A 19,010-nucleotide genomic window follows, 5' to 3' on the forward strand; every position below is an offset into this window, starting at 1 on the left:
GGACGCTTGGCGGCGCGCCAGCCAGCCCGGGACGCCTCCTGCGGGATGGGACTTAAATGCACGAAGTGAAGAACGACATGACAGCCGAAACCGTCGAGTCCCCCGAAACCGTCGGGGCGGAGTCCACCCTCCCGGCGGCGGAGACGGAGGCCAGGGAAAAGCCAGCGGTCCATCCGGCGGCGCATCGTGAGGACGTGCGGCGGATGCGCGCCGATTCGGAGGCGATCCGCCACGCCTTCGAGAGCGGCGAATTCCCCTACAAGACCCGGCTTTCGAACAGGCTCTATCTCGACCATATGGCGGCGTTGCAGGTGGAGCTTCTCAAGGCGCAGAACTGGGTGAAGGAAACCAGCCAGCGCATCGTCATGATCTTCGAGGGGCGCGACGCGGCCGGCAAGGGCGGCACGATCAAGCGGTTCATGGAGCATCTCAATCCGCGCGGCGCGCGCGTGGTGGCGCTGGAGAAGCCGTCAGAGCGCGAACGCACCCAATGGTATTTCCAGCGCTATATCGAGCATCTGCCGGCGGGCGGCGAAATCGTTTTCTTCGACCGGAGCTGGTACAATCGCGCCGGCGTCGAGCGCGTGATGAATTTCTGCACGCCAAACGAATATCTCGACTTCATGCGCCAGTGTCCCGAGCTCGAGCGCATGTTCGTGCATTCCGGGGTCAGGCTGAACAAATACTGGTTCTCCGTGACGCGGGACGAGCAGATGCGCCGTTTCAAGGCGCGCGAGACCGATCCGTTGAAGCAATGGAAACTCTCGCCCATCGACCGCGCCTCCATGGACAAATGGGATGATTACACCGAGGCGAAGGAGGCGATGTTCTTCTTCACCGATACGGCCGACGCGCCCTGGGTGGTCATCAAGTCCGACGACAAGAAGCGCGCGCGCCTCAACTGCATGCAGCACTTCCTGTCGAGCCTCGACTATCCCAACAAGGATCACAGCGTCGTGCGCGGCCCGGACCCGCTCATCGTGGGCTCGAGCGCCCATGTGATCGGGCGCAGCGAGCATATCGTGGGCAGGTCACTGACGCTGGATCTCGACAAGAAGGCCAGGAAGAGGGCCAAGGTTGTCTGAGGGGATCAAGACGGTCTGACAGGCCGGGCGGCTCACGCGCCGGCGCCGCCTGGCTGCCGCCCCGCGCGGGCGGGAGGCGATCTCGCCACGCAATGAGCGCTGGTCCGCCCAGCGCCCGCCGCATTCTGGCCGGAGGATGTGCGCAATTGGCTCTTTTCAAGCGTTGCATGGAATTTTTTTTAACAAAACTTCGTTCAAAATCAACCACCTACTTGCCGACCAGGCGCTCCTCGCGTAACGATTGAGACGCTGACGCTGACGGGAATGTATTGACCTGAAGCAACGGCTCCGGGGCGAGCGCTTGGCCCGCGGAGCTCAAAGTAAATATGCGGCGACGAACGCAACGCCAAGCGCCTCTAAAAGGAACCGCCATGCTGCGATCTTATGGTCTTGCAGGACTGATGACGCTCGTACTCTTTTCTGCGCCTGCCAATGCTTTTGATGTTGTCAACCATGACTACGGTGGACGCGTTGAACCTTATGTCTCGCGTCTGGCGCAGGCCGAAGCCCGGGGCGAACCAGTGCGTATCGGGCCGGTGGAGTGCGACTCCTCCTGCACGCTGTTCCTCGCGGCCCGCAACTCCTGCGTTCACCCGGGCGCGGTCTTCGGCTTCCATGCGCCCTGGGTCGGCGGTCCGACCAGCGGCGTCGTCGACCGGCAGATGACGGCTGTCTTCGCTTCGGCCTACAAGCCGCCGCTGCGCCGCATCTTCCTCAGCCACGTGCGCAACACGCGCGGCCAGGTGCCGGGTCCGTTGCTCAAGCTCAGCGGCATGCAGCTCGCGAGCCTCGGCTACCGCCTCTGCGGCTACTGATCGCACCGGCGCAGACGGGCCGACGCGCTTCAGGTATCGCGTAACGCGTCGCCCGACGACACAGCGAGGGGCCCGCGTCGCCAGCCGCCACGGGGCGCTGCGCGACCAGGTCCGCGACAAGCCGCCGATCTGGTCGGACTGGAGAATCCGCGCTGCGCCCGCGGGCCGCATTGCGCGCCGACGATCTTCTGTTACCTACATGGGGAGACGCCAGAGGATTCTCCCCGCATGACCCGCCGCTGCCCGCTCGTCGCCGGAAACTGGAAAATGAACGGGTTGCTGGCCTCGCTGGCGGAAATCGCCGCCATGGGCGGGGCCTATGACTCGGCGCTGCGGGCGCGTCTCGAACTCGTCGTCTGTCCGCCCGCGACGCTGATCGGCATGGCGTCCGACCTTGCGACGCAGGCGAGCATCGGCCTGGGCGGGCAGGATTGCCACGCCGCGCCGAGCGGCGCCCATACGGGCGACATTTCAGCTGAAATGCTCAAGGATCTCGGGGCGCGCTATGTGATCGTCGGCCACAGCGAGCGGCGCGCCGGGCACGGCGAGACCGACGCCATCGTGCAGGCGAAGGCGTCCGCCGCGCTTCGCGCCGGGCTGGCGCCCATCATCTGCGTGGGCGAGACCCGCGCCGAGCGCGAGGCGGGCGACGCGCTGCGGGTCGTCGGCGAGCAGATCGAGGCCTCGCTGCCGGCCGACTCGCCGGATACGATCGTCGTGGCCTATGAGCCGGTCTGGGCGATCGGCACGGGGCTCACTCCGACGGTCGCGGATGTCGCGCAGATGCACGCTTTCGCCCGCGAGCGGATCGAGGCTCGGCTCGGCGGCGGCAAGAGCGCGGGCGTGCGCATTCTCTATGGCGGCTCGGTGAAGCCCGCCAACGCAGGCGAACTGATGAGCGTGGCCAATGTGGACGGCGCGCTGGTCGGCGGCGCGAGCCTCGCGGCGAAGGATTTCATGGCCATCGCGGAAGCCTATCGCGTGATCGGCTGACGGCAGGCTTGCCGCGCGGGGGCGCCGCCGGTATAAGCGCGGCGCTCACCTTTCCAGCACTCCAACGACGAGGCGATGCGCTCTCATGGCGATCGAACGCACTTTTTCCATCATCAAGCCCGACGCGACCAAGCGCAACCTCACCGGCGCGATCAACGCCATCATCGAGGGCGCCGGCCTGCGCATCGTGGCGCAGAAGCGCATCCGCATGACCCGCGAGCAGGCCGAGACCTTCTACGCGGTGCACAAGGAGCGTCCCTTCTTCGGCGAGCTCGTCGAGTTCATGATCTCCGAGCCGGTCGTCGTGCAGGTGCTTCAGGGCGAGAACGCGATTGCGCGCTATCGCGAGGTCATGGGCGCCACCAATCCGGCCAACGCCGCGCCCGGCACCATCCGCAAGGAGCATGCGCTCTCCGTCGGCGAAAACTCGGTCCATGGCTCCGACGCGCCCGAGACCGCCGCGATTGAAATCGCTCAGTTCTTCGCCGGCAACGAGATCGTCGGCTAACCCGTTTCGCGGGTCCCCGCGTGCGAGGCAATCCAGCCAAGGCTGGATTGCCTGTCGCTACGCCTTGGCACGTCGTGGCGCGTCAATTCTCGCCGCGCTTGCGCGGGACGAATGCGGTCGACCCCGGACCCGTCTGGATCCAGACTTCCGGAGCGGAAAAACCGATTTCTTCCGACACGCTGTCCCATGCATGGGTCATGACGTCCATCACATCATCCCAAGTCATATCGGTCGTCACAAGCTGAGCGGCTTTTTCGAACGCTCCCTTTCGCAATTCGGGCGGAGCGGACTCGGGCTGTTGCTCGATGAAGTCCAGCATGACCTCGAGGCAGCCGCCGAATTTTGCACGTTGCTCCCTCAGAAACAGCGCGTCGATCTTGCGATCAACAGTGTTCCGCATGAGATGCTTCTTGGCGGTGCAGATTTGGCTGTCCACGCTGTTCTCGTCATAGGTTCCATTGATCGGTAGAGAGCCATTGTTTGCAACGCCGGGGATTTGAAGATGGAGCCTCTGCCTCTCGTCGATCGCCTTTGGGAAGCCGCATGCAAAGGCGAGGACATATTTTCCGAGAAGTTTATCGAACTCGCAGTCGCCAATGCCCGGAGGGGGGAGGTGAACCAAATGGAAGGGCGTGCGCAGAACATTCTGAACGCGCCCCTTGAAGGCTTCTGAAAAAACGGGTCGATTTTCCAGGATCAATTCCTGTTTGATTTCTTCCAGGGTCTCATCGCGGGTCTGCGCCGCGAGTCCGGACTCAACGGGAGGCCAGGAGCGCATGTCTCTCTTATAGGCCGCGCAAAGATCATGATCGAACATGCTGGGCTCGGTGGGATCGGGCTCGCCCAGAAATTGGCGGCAAGCATTCCTTGACACATCGTGCCAGTGGAAGATGATCTTCAATCCCTCTGCAAAGGCGCTTTTCAGGTCTGCTCTTTCGTTCAGATATCTTGGCATATCCAAGGCGACGTGCTCAATCACCTTTCCGCGCAAGTCGCTTCCTATTGACGTTAGATTGGCCTCCACTTCCGAGAAATGCGGAAGGCTTGAAATCAATCTTTCTGCATTCTGTTCCAACAAGCCAACAAGTCCAATATCAGCGTTCGAGACGGCTTCGTATTGTGCAGGCGTATAGCTGATCGTCAGCGCTTCGGCGCTGAAGTTCCTCAATACGCTCAGGTTGTTGCATTTTTCAGGCATCCGGTCTTGCAGCTCATTCCAGGCATACTCACAGCAGGCCTGATGATATTCTTCTGGGTCGCTGTATTCGGCGTATTCTTCCTCCGACGCCGATGTCGATCCCGCCGGCGCTGGTGATGGCGACGGCGCTGGCGATGGTGATCGGGAGGCGGAGCGTTCACTCAACGGCGCTTGCTGTGCGTCTAGCGCCCTTTCAAAATCATTCGCGGTCTGGTTGAGGGCGCTGGACTCCACCAACTGATCATGCGGACTTGCGCTCGGGGGATGGACCTGAACCGTCGCGCCGTTGGGGGTCACGCCTGTCGGCGTGGATGGCTGCTGTTCGTTGTGCGGTTGCAGGCTGGGCGCGTTGGTTCTCGTCGGATCGATGTTCGACATCGTCGTCTCCCCTTGCGAAAGGCGACGCGACCTTATGTTTTGTCATTGGCGCCGTCTGTCACGGATGCGACAGGTGCGAGTGGATCAGGACGCCGGGAAATATCGCCCCATCATCCTGTCGCGATAGGCGACGAGATTGGGCCGCGACAGCGCCGCGTCGCGTGTGGCCGAGACTGTCGCCGGGTCCATCAGCAGCGTCAGCGCCGCGAAAACCGCCGCATCGGCGGCGCAGGGGTTTGCGCCCATCAAGAAGGGCTTGTCGCCGAGAAGCGTTGCGAGGGCGTCCACGTCGCGTTGCCCCAGAACGCCGAGTTCGGCGTCGTTGAAACGGCCGATCCCCTGCCGCCAGAGCCGCTTCAGAATGCCCCGCCTGGCGATCCATTTCGCTGGCGCGCGCAGGGGCGCGGGCAGCATCTTGTCGAAAAAGGCGCCGATACCCGTCCGGAAATTCTCTTCGTCCCGCCAGCGGTGCAGCGCGACGATTGAGGAGAGATGATCCTCGCAGAGTTTTTCGATCGCCCAGCTCTGCGCGCGTTCCACCGGCGAAAGACCTGCGTCGAAGTCGACGCCGCGTGTCTTTTCGAGATGAAAGCGGATGAAGGTCGAATCCGCGACGATGACTCCGTCATCCTCGATATACGGCAGCTTGCCTTTCGGCGCGCGGCGAAAGCCGGTCGTGTCGACGACGTAATCGACCCCCGCCATTTTCAGCAAGGTCATCGCCTTGAGAACGTATGGCGAGAGGTCTGGCAGACCGGGGGCGGGGCCAAAACCGTAAATCTTGAGCATGGGCGTCTCAGGGACTTGGGGGCGCCACCAGTCTATCCGTCGATTCTCCCAGGGCGCCAAGCACGCGATTGCCCTCGATCCGCACCTTGCCCGAGGCCACGAGCCGCAGCGCGAGCGGATAGATGACATGTTCCTGCGCCAGCACGCGCGCGCCGAGCGTGTCGGGCGTGTCGGCGTCGAGCACGGGCACGGCGGCCTGCGCGACGATCGGGCCTTCGTCCATCTCCGGGACGACGACATGCACGGTGCAGCCGTGAATCTTCACGCCATCGGCGAGCGCGCGCTCATGTGTGTGCAGCCCGCGATAGGAGGGCAGCAGGGCAGGGTGGATGTTCAGCATCCGGCCCGACCACTGGCCGATGAACCAGGGCGTGAACAGGCGCATGAAACCGGCGAGACAGATGAAGTCGATGCGGTAGGTTTCGAGGACGAGCTGAAGCGACCGCTCGAACTCCTCGCGCCCGGCGTAGATCTTGTGGTCGACGGCGGCGACCGCGACGCCGGCGGCTTTGGCCTTGGCGAGGCCGGGCGCGTCCGGGCGGTTGGAGAGCACGAGCGCGATTTCCGCCGGATAGTCCGGCGCGCGCGCCGCGTCGATGAGCGCGTCCATATTGGAGCCGCGGCCGGAAATGAGAATGGCGGTGCGCAGGCGGGTCATGTTGGCATCGGGCGAAACGCCCCCTCCATGGAAGCTAACGATCAGCGCGGCTGATGAAGGCTCGAATCCGCCCCCTCTCCCGCCATAGCCCGTCTTTGGACGGGCGTCCCGCAGACGCCCTGTGGCGGGGGAGAGCTGGGGAGCGGATCTTACAGCTTCAGCGCGCCGCTCATCGCCACGCGGTCGCCGCCGCGCGCCTCGATCGCCTCGCCGATGCGAACGGGTTTCTCGCCCAATTCGCAGAGAATCTTCTCTACTTCGGCGGCGCCGTCCTTTGCGGCGAAGACGACCATGCCGATTCCGCAATTGAAGGTGCGCAGCATCTCGTTTTCCTCGATCTGGCCCGCCGCCGCCAGCCACTTGAACACGCGATGCGGCGTGAAGGTCGAGAGATCGAGCGCGACGCCGACGCCCTTCGGCAGAACGCGCGGCAGATTGTCGGGGAAGCCGCCGCCGGTGATATGCGCGAGCGCGCGGATATGCGGAGTGCGCCGGAGCGCCTCGAGCAGAGGCTTCACATAGATGCGGGTGGGCTCCAGCAGCGCGCGCGCGAGCGTCATTTCAGGCGCGAAGGGGGCGGTCGCCGCCCAGGACAGGCCCATGTCCTTCACAATGCGGCGCACCAGCGAATAGCCGTTGGAATGCACGCCGGAGGAGGGCAGGCCGAAGGCCACGTCGCCGGGTTGCACGGCGCGCGGCAGCAGCGCCTTGCGCTCGGCCGCGCCCACGGCGAATCCGGCGAGGTCGTAATCGCTGCGCGAATAGAGGCCCGGCATCTCCGCCGTCTCGCCGCCGAGCAGCGCGCAGCCAGCCATGACGCAGCCGTCGGCGATTCCCTTCACCACCGACGCCGCGACAGTGGTGTCGAGCTTGCCGGCGGCGTAATAATCCAGGAAGAAAAGCGGCTCCGCGCCCTGCACGATGAGGTCGTTGACGCACATGGCGACGAGGTCGATCCCGATCGTGCCATGCATGCCGGATTCGATGGCGATCTTCACCTTGGTGCCGACGCCGTCATTGGCCGCGACCAGTACCGGATCGACAAAGCCGGCCGCCTTGAGGTCGAACACGCCGCCGAAACCGCCAATCTCGCCGTCGGCGCCCCGGCGCCTCGTCGCGCGCACGGCCGGGCGGATCAAGTCGACCAGCCGGTTGCCGGCGTCGATGTCGACGCCCGCGTCTGAGTAGGTGAGCCCCTTGGCTTTTTCTTGCATGGCGTTGTCCCGTCGGGCCCTCCCGCCCGCATTGGGTTAATGGGGCAATGGAAACCCCGCTGTCAAATGATCCGCGATCCGTTGGGCGGATGTGCGTTTGCACAAGGATTTGTTGCGGCGCGACGGGTTAATGTTGGTCGATTGGAGGAACATCATGTCACGCTCGACCATCGACGACATCGCCGCCGCCCGCGACGCGGGCGTCATCGACCCGGCCACGTTCGAACGGCTCGTCAGCTTCCTTGCCGCGCGTGCGGCCAGCGCCGCGCCTGCGGATCAGCCGCCGCGCTACGACGTCGTGCACGTGCTCTGGTATGCGGGGGCGCTGATCGTGCTCGGCGCCATGGGCATGTTTTCGACGCTCGCCTTCGGCCTCTGGGGCGACAGGGCGCTGCTGACGACGGCGGGCGTCTACGCCGCGATGTTTCTCGCGGCGGGCGCCTGGCTGTGGCGGCGCGGGCTGCGCACGCCGGGCGGGCTGCTCGTCACCTGCGCCGTGGGCATGGCGCCGCTGGCGATCTACGCGCTCCAGTCGCTCGCCGGCCACAGCCCCGTCGACGCGCCGGGCGGGTACAAAGACTTCTACGTCTGGATCAAATCGAGCTGGATGCCGATGGAGCTGGGCACGATCGCGGCGGCTCTCCTCGCGCTCGTGTTTTATCCCTTCCCCTTCCTGACGATGATCATCGCCTTTTGTCTGTGGTTCCTGTCCATGGATCTGACGCCCTGGCTGATGGGCGCGCAGTCGTTCACCTGGGATCAGCGCGCGACCGTGAGCCTGTGCTTCGGCCTCCTCGTCCTCGCCGTCGCATGGCTGGTCGACCTGAAGCAGCGCAGGAACGGCGACTTCGCCTTCTGGCTGCACCTGTTCGGCCTCATGGCCTTCTGGGGCGGGCTCTCCATGCAGCACGAGGGCGGCGAGCTGGGCAAGGCGTTCTACTGCGCCGTCAACGTCGGTCTGATCATCCTGTCGGTGTTTCTCATGCGCCGCGCCTATGCCGTCTTCGGCGCCATGGGGGTGACGACCTATCTCGGCTATCTCTCGAGCGTCGTCTTCGCCGACTCGATCCTGTTCCCCTTCGCGCTGTCGGGCATTGGCGTGCTTCTCATCGCCTTTGGCCTGTTCTTCCACAAATACGGCCCCGCGATCGGCGCGGCGATGGACGAACTCCTGCCCGCGCCGGTGCGGGAGCTGCGGCCGGCCCATGCGCGGGCGGGCGGGTAGGGGCGCGCGGCTCGGACGACGGCTCGGCCGGGCCCATCGGGGAGCTGTCGCGGCAGCTTGAAAGACGCCGCCTGTCCATGCGCCGTCCGACGCCAGATCATTGCGCTTCGGGCCCGGAAGGCGTATATATCGGCCATTCCCATCATGGACGGTCGAGCCTAATGGGGTCGCCAGCGCGGGACAGCGCGGCGCCGGCCGCTCCCGCCATGTCATGACCCAAGGAGAATTCGTCCGATGACCAACGCCCCCTTGATGCCGAAGGCGACGGCAGTCTGGCTCGTCGAAAACACCTCGCTCACCTTCGATCAGATCGCGGAGTTCTGTAAGCTCCACCCGCTGGAGGTAAAGGGCATCGCCGATGGCGAGGTCGCGGCCGGCATTCGCGGCCACGATCCGATCACCTCCGGCCAGCTCACCCGCGAGGAGATCGCCCGCGGCGAGCGCGACTCCAGGCATCATCTCAAGCTGTCGGTGTCCAAGGTTGTCGTCCCGGAGGTCAAGAAGGCGCGCGGCCCGCGTTACACGCCGCTGTCCCGCCGTCAGGACCGCCCGAACGCCATTCTCTGGCTCGTCCGCAATCATCCGGAGCTGAAGGACGCGCAGATCATGCGCCTGGTCGGCACGACCAAGGCCACATTGAAGGCGATCCGCGAGCGCACGCACTGGAATTCCGCCGCGCTGACCCCGATGGACCCCGTGACGCTGGGTCTGTGCTCGCAGATCGACCTGGACTTCGAGGTGAACCGCGCCGCCAAGGATCGTCCGGCGGTGATGGAGGACCATGGCCAGATGCTGGTTCCCGCCGCGGTCACGACCCAGCGCGAGCCCGCCACCCATGAGGACGTCTTCGGCAAATCCGCTCCGCGCCCGGTGGAGGAGGAAGACAATTTCGACGCCGACCGCGTCTTTGGCCGCCTGAAGGACGTCGATTTCGGGGAATAAGCCGCTCGGCCGGGACATATTGGCGCGCGCGAAGGGAAAGTTGCATGTATCCTGCAAGCGACAGTCCGCTCGCCAGCGCTACTGGAGTCCTGCTTGATGTCCGCTTCCGCCTATGATCGCGATCTCGACCGCAACCCGGCCAATTATCAGCCGCTGACGCCGATTACGTTTCTGGCGCGCGCGGCGGCGGTCTTTCCGGACCGCGTGGCGATCATTCATGGCGACCTGCGGCGCAGCTATCGTGACTTTTACGCGCGCAGCCGGCGCCTCGCCAGCGCGCTGGAGAAGGGCGGCATAAAGCGCGGCGAGACGGTCTCCGTCATGCTCGCCAATACGCCGGCGATGCTCGAATGCCATTATGGCGCGCCGATGATGGGCGCGGTGCTGAACACCCTCAACACCCGCCTGGACGCGGCGATCCTCGCTTTCACGCTGGATCACGCGGAGGCGAAGGCGCTGATCGTCGACCGGGAGTTCTCCGGGCTGATCCGCGAGGCGCTGTCGCTCGCCAAATGCAAGCCGCTCATCATCGACTACAATGATCCGGAATATCAGGGTCCGGGGGAGCGGCTCGGCTCGATCGACTATGAGGATTTCATCCTCGCCGGCGATCCGGATTACGCCTGGGCGCCGCCGACGGACGAGTGGGACGCGATCTCCCTCAATTACACCTCCGGCACGACCGGCGATCCCAAGGGCGTCGTCTACCATCATCGCGGCGCCTATCTGCTGGCGCTCGGCAATATCCTCACCGGCGACATGGGCCGCCATCCCGTCTATCTGTGGACATTGCCCATGTTCCACTGCAACGGCTGGTGCTTTCCCTGGTCGCTGTCGGTCGCGGCGGGCACGCATGTCTGCCTGCGGCAGGTGCGGGCCGGGCATATGTACGAACTCATGGCCGAGCACGGCGTCACGCATCTGTGCGGCGCGCCGATCGTCATGTCGACGCTGCTTGGCGCCGCCGAGAGCGAGAAGAAGCCCCTGAGCCAGTCTGTGCGCTTCTTCACCGCCGCCGCCCCGCCGCCGCAGGCGGTTCTCGCCGCGATGAAGGCGGCGGGTTTCGAGGTGACGCATCTGTACGGTCTGACCGAGACCTATGGGCCGGCGGCCGTCAACGAATGGCAGGACCGCTGGGACGCGCTGGACGACGCGGGACAGGCGCAGATGAAAGCCCGTCAGGGCGTCCGCTACAATGTGCTGGAAGACCTCGACGTCATCGACCCGGAGACGATGCAGCCCGTGCCGCGCGACGGCGCCACGATGGGCGAGGTGATGTTTCGCGGCAATATCGTCATGAAGGGCTATCTGAAGAACAAGTCATCTTCCGAAAAAGCCTTTCATGGCGGCTGGTTCCATTCCGGCGACCTCGGCGTCATGCATCCGGACGGCTATATCCAGCTCAAGGACCGCTCGAAGGACATCATCATTTCCGGCGGCGAGAACATTTCCTCCATCGAGGTCGAAGACGTCCTCTTCAAGCATCCGAAGGTGAGCGCGGCGGCCGTCGTTGCCGCGCCGGACGACAAATGGGGCGAGACGCCCTGCGCCTTCGTGGAGTTGCGGGCAGGCGAAGAGGCTACGGCGGAAGAGATCATGGGCTGGTCGCGCAAGCATCTGGCGCATTTCAAATGTCCGCGCCATGTCGTGTTCGGGCCGCTGCCCAAGACGTCGACCGGCAAGATCCAGAAATACATCCTGCGCAATCGCGCCAAGGAGATGTGGCCGGGCGGGGCGTCAACCGCCTCTCTCTAACGGCAAAGGCGCATTCCGATATGAGTCGGAATGCGCCTCGCTGAAAATGAATCGTTCAAAAACGGCGTCAAAAGAATTCTGGCCTGAAAACAACACAGCCAGCAACCGCTTGGACGGTTGCTGGCTGGTGTCGACCTAGCGTTGCGCCGGCGGCCAGACCAGCGCACGCTTGGTGCGTCGATCAGAAGAACAGGCCGAGGCAGCCGCCCGCGAGCGCGCCGACGACGGCAGCCGCGATCGTGTTCGGCAGACCGCCGAGCGCAGCAGCCGCGAGGCCGCCAAGGAGAACCGCGCCGACGCCAGCGAAGATGTAGGTGTTCGTGGTGATTTCGAGCTCTTTATCAGCCATAACCTTCACTCCTCTTTCGTTCCCAGAGCCGCGCCTTATTTTTGTTCGATCGGCGCTTTGCCCCCCACCTGTTTGGCGGTCGCGTCATTTCGACGCAGGGGAAAGGTAGCATAAGTTTCAGGACTGTCCAGCATTTTCCGCGACAACATGTCGCACATGGTAAGCCAATGAAAATTCGTGCGTTTCGTCCTTGTCTAGAATGATTTTAACCCGAAACCTGCAAAAAAATTTTGTCTCGCGGCGACTGGGAAGGCCAGTTTGGGTGGCTTCGGCCGGGTCTGGCGCGAGTCGTTTGCATCCGTCGCGCGGCGCGATAGGGTCGCGCCATGACCGACATCCCCGAGGCCGCGTCGCGCGGCGATTCTCCACCCGAATCGAGACGACGGCTGGGCGCGACTCTGGCGCCGCTGCGCCCGCTGCTGCCCTACGCCCTGCGCTACAAGCGCACGATCATTCTCGCCTTCGCCGCGCTGATCGTCGCGGCGGGGGCGACTCTGACGCTTCCCGCCGCCGTGCGCGGCATGATCGACCATGGCTTCTCGACGGACAGCGCCGGAACGGTCAACGCCTATTTCGGCGCCATGATCGCCGTGGCGGCGACTCTCGCACTGGCGTCCGCCACCCGCTATTATTTCGTCATGACGCTCGGCGAGCGCGTCGTCGCCGATCTGCGGGGCGAGCTGTTCAGGCATCTCACCACGCTCGACGCCGCCTTCTATGACACGGCCAAGACCGGCGAGCTTCTGTCGCGCCTGACCGCCGATACGACGCTGCTCAAATCCGCCTTCGGTTCGTCCGCCTCCGTCGCCCTGCGCAATCTGTTCATGTTCATCGGCGCGGTGGTCATGATGGTGGCGACGAGTCCCAAGCTCGCCGGACTGGCGCTGGCGGCGATTCCGGTCATCGTGCTTCCGCTCATCGCGTCCGGGCGCATGGTGCGCCGCCGGTCGAGACATGCGCAGGACACGCTGGCGGAGGCGTCCGCCTATGCGGGCGAAAATCTCTCCGCCGTTCGCGTGATGCAGGCCAATGGCGCGCAGGCGTCGACGGTGGCGCGGTTCCGTCGCGCGGTGGAAGCCGCCTATGAGGCGGCGCAGGCCGCGACGCTGATGCGCGCCTTCGTCACCGCGGCGGTGATCCTCTTCGTCTTCACAAGCGTCGTCGGCGTGTTGTGGCTCGGCGCGCAGGACGTTCTCTCCGGCCGCATGAGCTCCGGACTTCTGTCGCAATTCGTGCTCTACGCCGTGCTCGGCGCGAGCTCGCTGGGCGAATTGTCGAGCGTGTGGAGCGAAGTCGCCGCCGCCGCCGGCGCCGCCGCGCGCATCGCGGACATTCTCGCCGTCGAACCCCGGATCGTCGCGCCAGCGCATCCGACGCCCGCTCCCGCGCGCTGGCGCGGGCGCATCGCCTTCGAAAGCGTCGATTTCGCCTATCCCACCGCGCCGGACCGCCCGGCGCTGAAGGGACTGTCGCTGAGCGTTTCGCCGGGCGAACGAGTCGCCCTCGTCGGTCCCTCCGGCGCCGGCAAATCCACAATCTTCTCGCTGTTGCTGCGCTTTTACGACGTCGACGCGGGCGCCGTGTCGCTCGACGGCGTCGACGTCCGCGCGCTCGATCCGCTCGATCTGCGCGCGGCCATGGCGCTGGCCCCGCAGGATCCGGTGATCTTCGGCCTGACCGTGGCGGAAAACATCGCCTATGGCCGCGACGGGGCTCCGCGCGAGGCGATCGTCGCGGCGGCGAAGCGCGCGCAGGCGCACGACTTCATCTCCACCCTGCCGCAGGGCTACGACACGCCGCTGGGCGAACGCGGCGTGACCCTCTCCGGCGGCCAGCGCCAGCGCCTCGCGATTGCGCGCGCCATTCTCGCCGACGCGCCCATCCTGCTGCTCGACGAGGCCACCTCCGCGCTCGACGCCGAGAACGAGGCGGCGGTGCAGGCGGCGCTGCACGACGTCATGGCGGGCCGCACCAGCATCGTCATCGCCCACCGGCTGGCCACGGTGCTGGAGGCGGACCGGATCATTGTCCTCGACGAGGGCCGCATCGTGGAGGAGGGCACGCACGCCAGCCTCAGCGCGGCGGGCGGGCTTTACGCGCGGCTGGCGAAGTTGCAGTTCGACCTGGACCGGGCAGGGGCGGCGGCGGCCTCGGCCTGAGGGCGGCAAAAAGCGGCGCCTGGCGCTCATTCGCGCCGGCGCCATTTGCCTTTGCAATGATTGGTGCTAAGAGCACCCGCCAACCCCTAAAAGGCGCGCGCTCCCCTCGCCGCCGTTTCCGCTAGCAACAGGAGTTGGCCCCATGGCCCATTTGCCCGCCACGTTGACCGAAGCCCTCACTTTCGACGACGTGTTGCTGCGGCCCGGCCACTCTCTCGTGATGCCCTCCGCCGTCGACGTGACCACCCGCATCACCCGCGAGATCACGCTCAACCTGCCAATCGTCTCCGCCGCCATGGATACGGTGACGGAAGGCCGGCTCGCTATCGCCATGGCCCAGGCGGGCGGCCTCGGCGTCATCCACCAGAATCTCTCGCCGGTCGATCAGGCCGCGGAAGTGCGCAAGGTGAAGCGCTATGAGAGCGGCATGGTGGTCGACCCCATCACCATCTTCCCCGACGCCTCGCTGGCCGACGCGCTCAAGCTCATGTCCTCCAACGGCATTTCCGGCATTCCGGTCGTGGAGCGCGGCCCGCATGGGGGGAAGGGCAGGCTCGTCGGCATTCTCACCAACCGCGACGTGCGCTTCGCGCAGGACCAGCGCCAGCCCATCGCCGAACTGATGACAAAGACCCTCGTCACGGTTCGCGAAGGCGTAGGGCAGGAGGAGGCGCAGCGTCTCCTGCACGAACATCGCATCGAGAAGCTCCTCGTCGTCGACGAGGGATACCATTGCGTCGGCCTCGTCACGGTGAAGGACATCGAGAAGGCCACCCAGCATCCCAACGCCTGCAAGGACGCCGAGGGGCGCCTGCGCGTCGCCGCCGCCTCGACAGTCGGCGACCATGGTTTCGAGCGCGCGCTGCAACTCATCGACGCGGGCGTCGACTGCATCGTGATCGACACGGCGCACGGCCATTCGCAGGCGGTGATCGACCAGGTGGCGCGCGTGAAGCGCGAGACCAACAAGGTCCAGATCATCGCCGGCAACATCGCCACCGCCGAGGCCGCGAAGGCGCTGATCGACGCCGGCGCCGACGCCATCAAGGTCGGCATTGGTCCCGGCTCCATCTGCACGACGCGCATCGTGGCGGGCGTCGGCGTGCCGCAGCTCACGGCGATCATGGAGGCCTCCGCGGAGGCCCGCAAGGCGGGCGTGCCGGTGATCGGCGACGGCGGCGTGAAATATTCCGGCGACCTCGCCAAGGCCATCGCGGCCGGCGCCGATGTCGTGATGATGGGCTCGCTTTTCGCCGGCACGGAGGAATCGCCCGGCGACGTGTTCCTGTATCAGGGCCGTTCCTTCAAGGCCTATCGCGGCATGGGGTCCGTCGGGGCGATGACGGCCGGCTCCGCGACGCGCTATTTCCAGGGCGACGTGAAGGACCAGCTCAAACTGGTTCCGGAGGGAATCGAAGGGCAGGTTCCCTATCGCGGCCCGATCGCGCCGATCCTCTATCAGCTCGCGGGCGGCCTGCGCGCGGCCATGGGCTATGTCGGCGCGGGGACGATCAAGGACTTCCAGGAACGGGCGCAATTCGTGCGCATCACCAACGCCGGCCTGCGCGAAAGCCACGTGCATGACGTGACGATCACCCGCGAGAGCCCGAACTACCCGACCGGCGTCTGACCGGCGCGGCGAGGCCCCAATAAGAAAGCCGCAGGCGGAGCGACCCGCCTGCGGCTTTGTCTTGTGAGACCGGTCTTCAGTCGCGCGAGCGCCCTGTCCCGGCCGGAGCCCTTCAGCTCAATTGCTCAGCCGGACGTTTCCGATCGCCTGCATGAACAGGGTCAGCATAGCGTTGGAGATGTCGCTTCCCTGCGTGCCTTCGTAGAAATATCCCGTGGAGGCGCAACTCGTGAGTTTGGGTTTGATCTGCGACGCGAAGGGCGCGACGTGGGTGGGATAGTGGATGCCGACGTCGAGATAGGTGGTGTACACCACCCCGACAGTGGCGTTGGCCGTCTTGAACGCGTCGCACCAGGTCGGATCGATGGGGCCCGTGCAATGGGTGCTCCCCGGGCAGACGACCACGGAGGCTTTATTGTAGGCGGTGTCTCCGTCCGAAACGTCGTTCACTCCGTCTGTCAGGATGAAGACGTAATTTTCGGCCGTCGCGGCGGTCGTGCCATCCCCGGAGGTGGGGATGTCAGCAAGAACCGACGCCAGGGAGCTCCTGAGATAAGTCATGCCGTAGAGGCCGCTCATCGTGGCTGTGAGGCCAATATTGTCGACGACAAGCGAGAGATTGGAGTAATCCGACGACAGCGTCGAAAGGCTCCTGGTGGGGTTGAGGGGCGTCAGCTTTTCTCGCATCGCATAGACGCCGAATCTGAAAAAGCCCGAGGCGGAGTTCGTCTGAATGTAGGAGAAGATGTTTTTGAGGGTTTGCTTGACGACGTCGAGCCGCGTGGTGACGCCAAGGGCCTTGGCGTAGAGTTCGTTGCTTTGATAGCCAACGATCTCGGTGGTGTGGCAGGCGAGGGCGCAGGTGTCCGGCGTGTTGGCCTGCATCTTGGCGATGTCCGCGGTCGTCGCCGCCAGCCCCATGGACTCCGAGGAATCCACCACGATGAAAAAGTTCTTGTAGGTCGGCCGCTTGAAGCTCGCGCTCGACGTTCCGCCCAGGTTGACGGTTGGCACGCCGATGATTTTCGCGAAATAGGTGGCAACCTGCGCGCTATATGTTCCTGTCGTCGTGTAGAGTTTGGGCTGCGTCACCGTGTTGAAAGAGATCGTCGCGTTCTGCAGGGACGCAGTGCGGTAGAGATCCGATTTGAAGACGTCCTGGGCCTTGTTATAGGCGGTCGTCGTGGACACCCCCATGGCGATGTCTCTCACCGCGGAGAGCGTGGCGGCGTCGGCGGCGGCTTTCAGGCGGGAATTCAGGCGCGCCGCGTTTGAGTAGTCGATGGCGACTCCGGCGATCTCCGTGATGGGGATGAGCATCAGCCCGAAAATAACGCCGATCGCTCCTCTCCTGTCCCGGGCAAACATATGGAGGCGTTTGAGCAGATGTAACACTTTCATGCTCTCCGATGGCTCTCATGCGTCAGGGTCATCAGAGTTATTGTCAAAAAACTGAATTGTTTCTCAATGTATACACGCAAGAGCGGCGAGAAATTCGGCCGGATACTTGGAGCGGCTCGGAAAAAGCTAATACAGGAGAGCACTTGGAACATGTCCGAGGCGCGGCGGCGCAAGCGGATTTTTTTTGGCCGGGGCGCCGGCGCGGCGGCGACTGCGCGGGCGATTGGCGGGCGCAACGGAGCGGCGCGGTCCGCGTCGACCGCCGTCGCGCGAGGGCTTCCGCCCCGTCGGGGGTTGTGATAGCCCCATGGGCAAGCTTCGCGCCGCCCTGGGCGGCGGGTCGCTCAACGACGAATAACGAGCGGTAGGGAGAGAAAGAGAATGTCCGGACTTCGGATCGCCGCGACCGGCGCGATGCTTCTGGTTCCAGTTCTGGCGCATGCCGGCGACCTGCGCGCCGACGCCACCGCGGTCTTCAAGCCGATCGACCCCGCGAGCGTGAGTTCGGTGGTCAAGAACAACGCAATCACCCCGGCGAAAATCGAGCTCGGCCACAAGCTCTTCTTCGATCCGCGCCTCTCGAGGAGCCAGATCATCAGCTGCAACAGCTGCCATAATCTGGGAACGGGCGGCGTTGACGCTGGTCCGACATCCATCGGTCATGGCTGGGCCAAGGGGCCCCGCCGCGCCCCGACGGTCCTGAACGCCGTCTTCAACGTCTCCCAGTTCTGGGACGGCCGCGCCACGGATCTGAAGGCGCAGGCGAAGGGGCCGGTGCAGGCGGACGTCGAGATGAACAACACGCCGGCCGCGGTCGAGGCGACGCTGAAGAGCATGCCCGCCTATGTCGCCGAGTTCAAGGCTGCCTTCCCGAATGATTCGAGCCCTGTCACCTTTGACAACATGGCCAACGCCATCGAGGCCTTCGAGGCCACGCTGACGACGCCCAACGCAAAGTTCGACAAGTTCCTCGCCGGCGACGCCAGCGCCCTGAACGACACCGAGAAGAAGGGCCTGCGCCTGTTCATGGACAAGGGCTGCGGCGGTTGCCACAACGGCGTGAACGTCGGCGGCAACGGATATTATCCCTTCGGCGTGGCGCAGAAGCCGGACGCCGCCATCCTGCCGGTCGCTGACCGTGGCCGCGCCAAGGTGACCAACGCCGACGCCGACGCCTATGTGTTCCGTTCGGCCCCGCTGCGCAACGTCGCGTTGCGCGCGCCGTATTTCCACAGCGGCGCGGTCTGGACGCTCGAGGAGGCGGTCGACGTGATGGCGAAGGATCAGCTCGGCGTTTCTCTGTCGCCGGACGAGAACGCTGCGATCGTGGCCTTCCTCGGCGCGCTGAACGGCGACCAGCCGAAGGTGACCTACCCGATTCTGCCTGCCCGCACGAAGGACACGCCGCGCCCGCAATAAGCAGCGCGCGATTGGCGAGACAGCGAAAGGCGCGCCCGGGGGCGCGCCTTTTTTGCTTTCCGCTCCGGCGTTCCCGGCGCGACAGGGACACCGGGACGAGGTCCGACCTGGTTGGACCTTTGGCGCGGCGGTGCGGAACCTTAAGGAGCGTGAAAACTTCCGGGGAAAAGAATTTTCCCGACATATCGCCGCAGTCCTGTTGGCGGGGCGCCCTGGAATGGCGCCACACAATTGCCACCCGCTCGCCCATTTTGGGTCCATGAGCGCGAAAATCTATGAAAAACATATGTTTGTACGAAGGCGCGGAACACTGTCATCCGACCCGTCATGCGCCTGATCGGGTAGTTTATGACCTATCCACTGGGGTTGTTCTTACTATTCGATAGACAGTTTTTTGCTATCCCAAGGGATATTGTCATTATGGTGGTGAGGGGGAATGGTTGGGCCACGCTAAACGGGGTCTCCTGGGATGGTCCGGGAGGGCTGGCTGGG

16 protein-coding genes are annotated in these 19,010 nt (G+C 64.8%); 10 read left to right on the plus strand and 6 right to left on the minus strand.

The genetic code is table 11. The features are described 5' to 3' along the window. The first annotated feature begins 77 nt into the window (after positions 1-77). The 4 genes from ppk2 (at position 78) to ndk (ending at position 3,401) form a co-directional block, all read left to right on the plus strand. Positions 78-1,085 carry a polyphosphate kinase 2 gene (gene ppk2 / locus ACR652_RS03585; RefSeq protein WP_434505150.1) on the plus strand — a complete coding sequence of 336 codons (1,008 nt, stop codon included), beginning with the start codon at positions 78-80 and terminating at the stop codon, positions 1,083-1,085. Between the two features lie 371 nt (positions 1,086-1,456). After that, positions 1,457-1,900, plus strand: coding sequence for a hypothetical protein (locus ACR652_RS03590; protein ID WP_434505151.1), 444 nt, complete (start codon positions 1,457-1,459; stop codon positions 1,898-1,900). A 228-nt stretch (positions 1,901-2,128) separates the two neighbouring features. Beyond that, positions 2,129-2,893: a triose-phosphate isomerase gene (gene tpiA / locus ACR652_RS03595; RefSeq protein WP_434505152.1), complete on the plus strand. Its 765-nt coding sequence runs from the start codon at positions 2,129-2,131 to the stop codon at positions 2,891-2,893. Between the two features lie 85 nt (positions 2,894-2,978). Further along, the gene (gene ndk / locus ACR652_RS03600; RefSeq protein ID WP_434505153.1) at positions 2,979-3,401 is read left to right on the plus strand and encodes a nucleoside-diphosphate kinase; all 423 of its coding nucleotides are present in this window, start codon (positions 2,979-2,981) and stop codon (positions 3,399-3,401) included. Between the two features lie 82 nt (positions 3,402-3,483). On the opposite strand, the gene ACR652_RS03605 is transcribed toward ndk, so the two are convergent. The 4 genes from ACR652_RS03605 to purM all read right to left on the minus strand — a co-directional run bounded on the left by ACR652_RS03605 (position 3,484) and on the right by purM (position 7,638). Continuing rightward, entirely contained in the window at positions 3,484-4,977 is a 1,494-nt protein-coding gene (locus tag ACR652_RS03605; RefSeq protein WP_434505154.1) for a hypothetical protein, read from the minus strand. Positions 4,978-5,061: 84 nt separating this feature from the next. Beyond that, positions 5,062-5,766, minus strand: a complete 705-nt coding sequence (locus ACR652_RS03610; RefSeq protein WP_434505155.1) for a glutathione S-transferase C-terminal domain-containing protein — start codon at positions 5,764-5,766, stop codon at positions 5,062-5,064. 7 nt (positions 5,767-5,773) lie between these two features. After that, a complete protein-coding gene (gene purN, locus ACR652_RS03615; protein WP_434505156.1) occupies positions 5,774-6,424 on the minus strand; it encodes a phosphoribosylglycinamide formyltransferase in 651 nt (216 codons plus the stop codon). A 149-nt stretch (positions 6,425-6,573) separates the two neighbouring features. Continuing rightward, positions 6,574-7,638: a phosphoribosylformylglycinamidine cyclo-ligase gene (purM, locus tag ACR652_RS03620; RefSeq protein ID WP_434505157.1), complete on the minus strand. Its 1,065-nt coding sequence runs from the start codon at positions 7,636-7,638 to the stop codon at positions 6,574-6,576. Positions 7,639-7,792: 154 nt separating this feature from the next. Between purM and ACR652_RS03625 the strand changes: the two genes are divergently transcribed. The 3 genes from ACR652_RS03625 to ACR652_RS03635 all read left to right on the plus strand — a co-directional run bounded on the left by ACR652_RS03625 (position 7,793) and on the right by ACR652_RS03635 (position 11,560). Next, a complete protein-coding gene (locus ACR652_RS03625; RefSeq protein WP_434505158.1) occupies positions 7,793-8,863 on the plus strand; it encodes a hypothetical protein in 1,071 nt (356 codons plus the stop codon). Positions 8,864-9,097: 234 nt separating this feature from the next. Continuing rightward, positions 9,098-9,805: a DUF1013 domain-containing protein gene (locus tag ACR652_RS03630; protein ID WP_434505159.1), complete on the plus strand. Its 708-nt coding sequence runs from the start codon at positions 9,098-9,100 to the stop codon at positions 9,803-9,805. A gap of 96 nt (positions 9,806-9,901) precedes the next feature. Continuing rightward, a complete protein-coding gene (locus tag ACR652_RS03635) occupies positions 9,902-11,560 on the plus strand; it encodes an acyl-CoA synthetase (protein WP_434505160.1) in 1,659 nt (552 codons plus the stop codon). 181 nt (positions 11,561-11,741) lie between these two features. On the opposite strand, the gene ACR652_RS03640 is transcribed toward ACR652_RS03635, so the two are convergent. Beyond that, on the minus strand, positions 11,742-11,909 hold the full coding sequence (locus ACR652_RS03640; protein ID WP_363348046.1) for a hypothetical protein: 168 nt from the start codon (positions 11,907-11,909) through the stop codon (positions 11,742-11,744). Between the two features lie 326 nt (positions 11,910-12,235). Between ACR652_RS03640 and ACR652_RS03645 the strand changes: the two genes are divergently transcribed. After that, a complete protein-coding gene (locus ACR652_RS03645) occupies positions 12,236-14,068 on the plus strand; it encodes an ABC transporter transmembrane domain-containing protein (RefSeq protein ID WP_434505161.1) in 1,833 nt (610 codons plus the stop codon). A 142-nt stretch (positions 14,069-14,210) separates the two neighbouring features. Continuing rightward, positions 14,211-15,698, plus strand: coding sequence for an IMP dehydrogenase (gene guaB, locus ACR652_RS03650; protein WP_434505162.1), 1,488 nt, complete (start codon positions 14,211-14,213; stop codon positions 15,696-15,698). 117 nt (positions 15,699-15,815) lie between these two features. On the opposite strand, the gene ACR652_RS03655 is transcribed toward guaB, so the two are convergent. Further along, positions 15,816-17,093, minus strand: coding sequence for a TadE/TadG family type IV pilus assembly protein (locus ACR652_RS03655; protein WP_434505163.1), 1,278 nt, complete (start codon positions 17,091-17,093; stop codon positions 15,816-15,818). A 387-nt stretch (positions 17,094-17,480) separates the two neighbouring features. On the opposite strand from ACR652_RS03655, the gene ACR652_RS03660 reads away from it, so the two are divergent. Further along, a complete protein-coding gene (locus ACR652_RS03660; RefSeq protein WP_434505164.1) occupies positions 17,481-18,518 on the plus strand; it encodes a cytochrome-c peroxidase in 1,038 nt (345 codons plus the stop codon). The last annotated feature ends 492 nt before the right edge of the window (positions 18,519-19,010 follow it).

Source organism: Methylocystis sp. (assembly GCF_051061225.1).
GTDB lineage: Bacteria > Pseudomonadota > Alphaproteobacteria > Rhizobiales > Beijerinckiaceae > Methylocystis.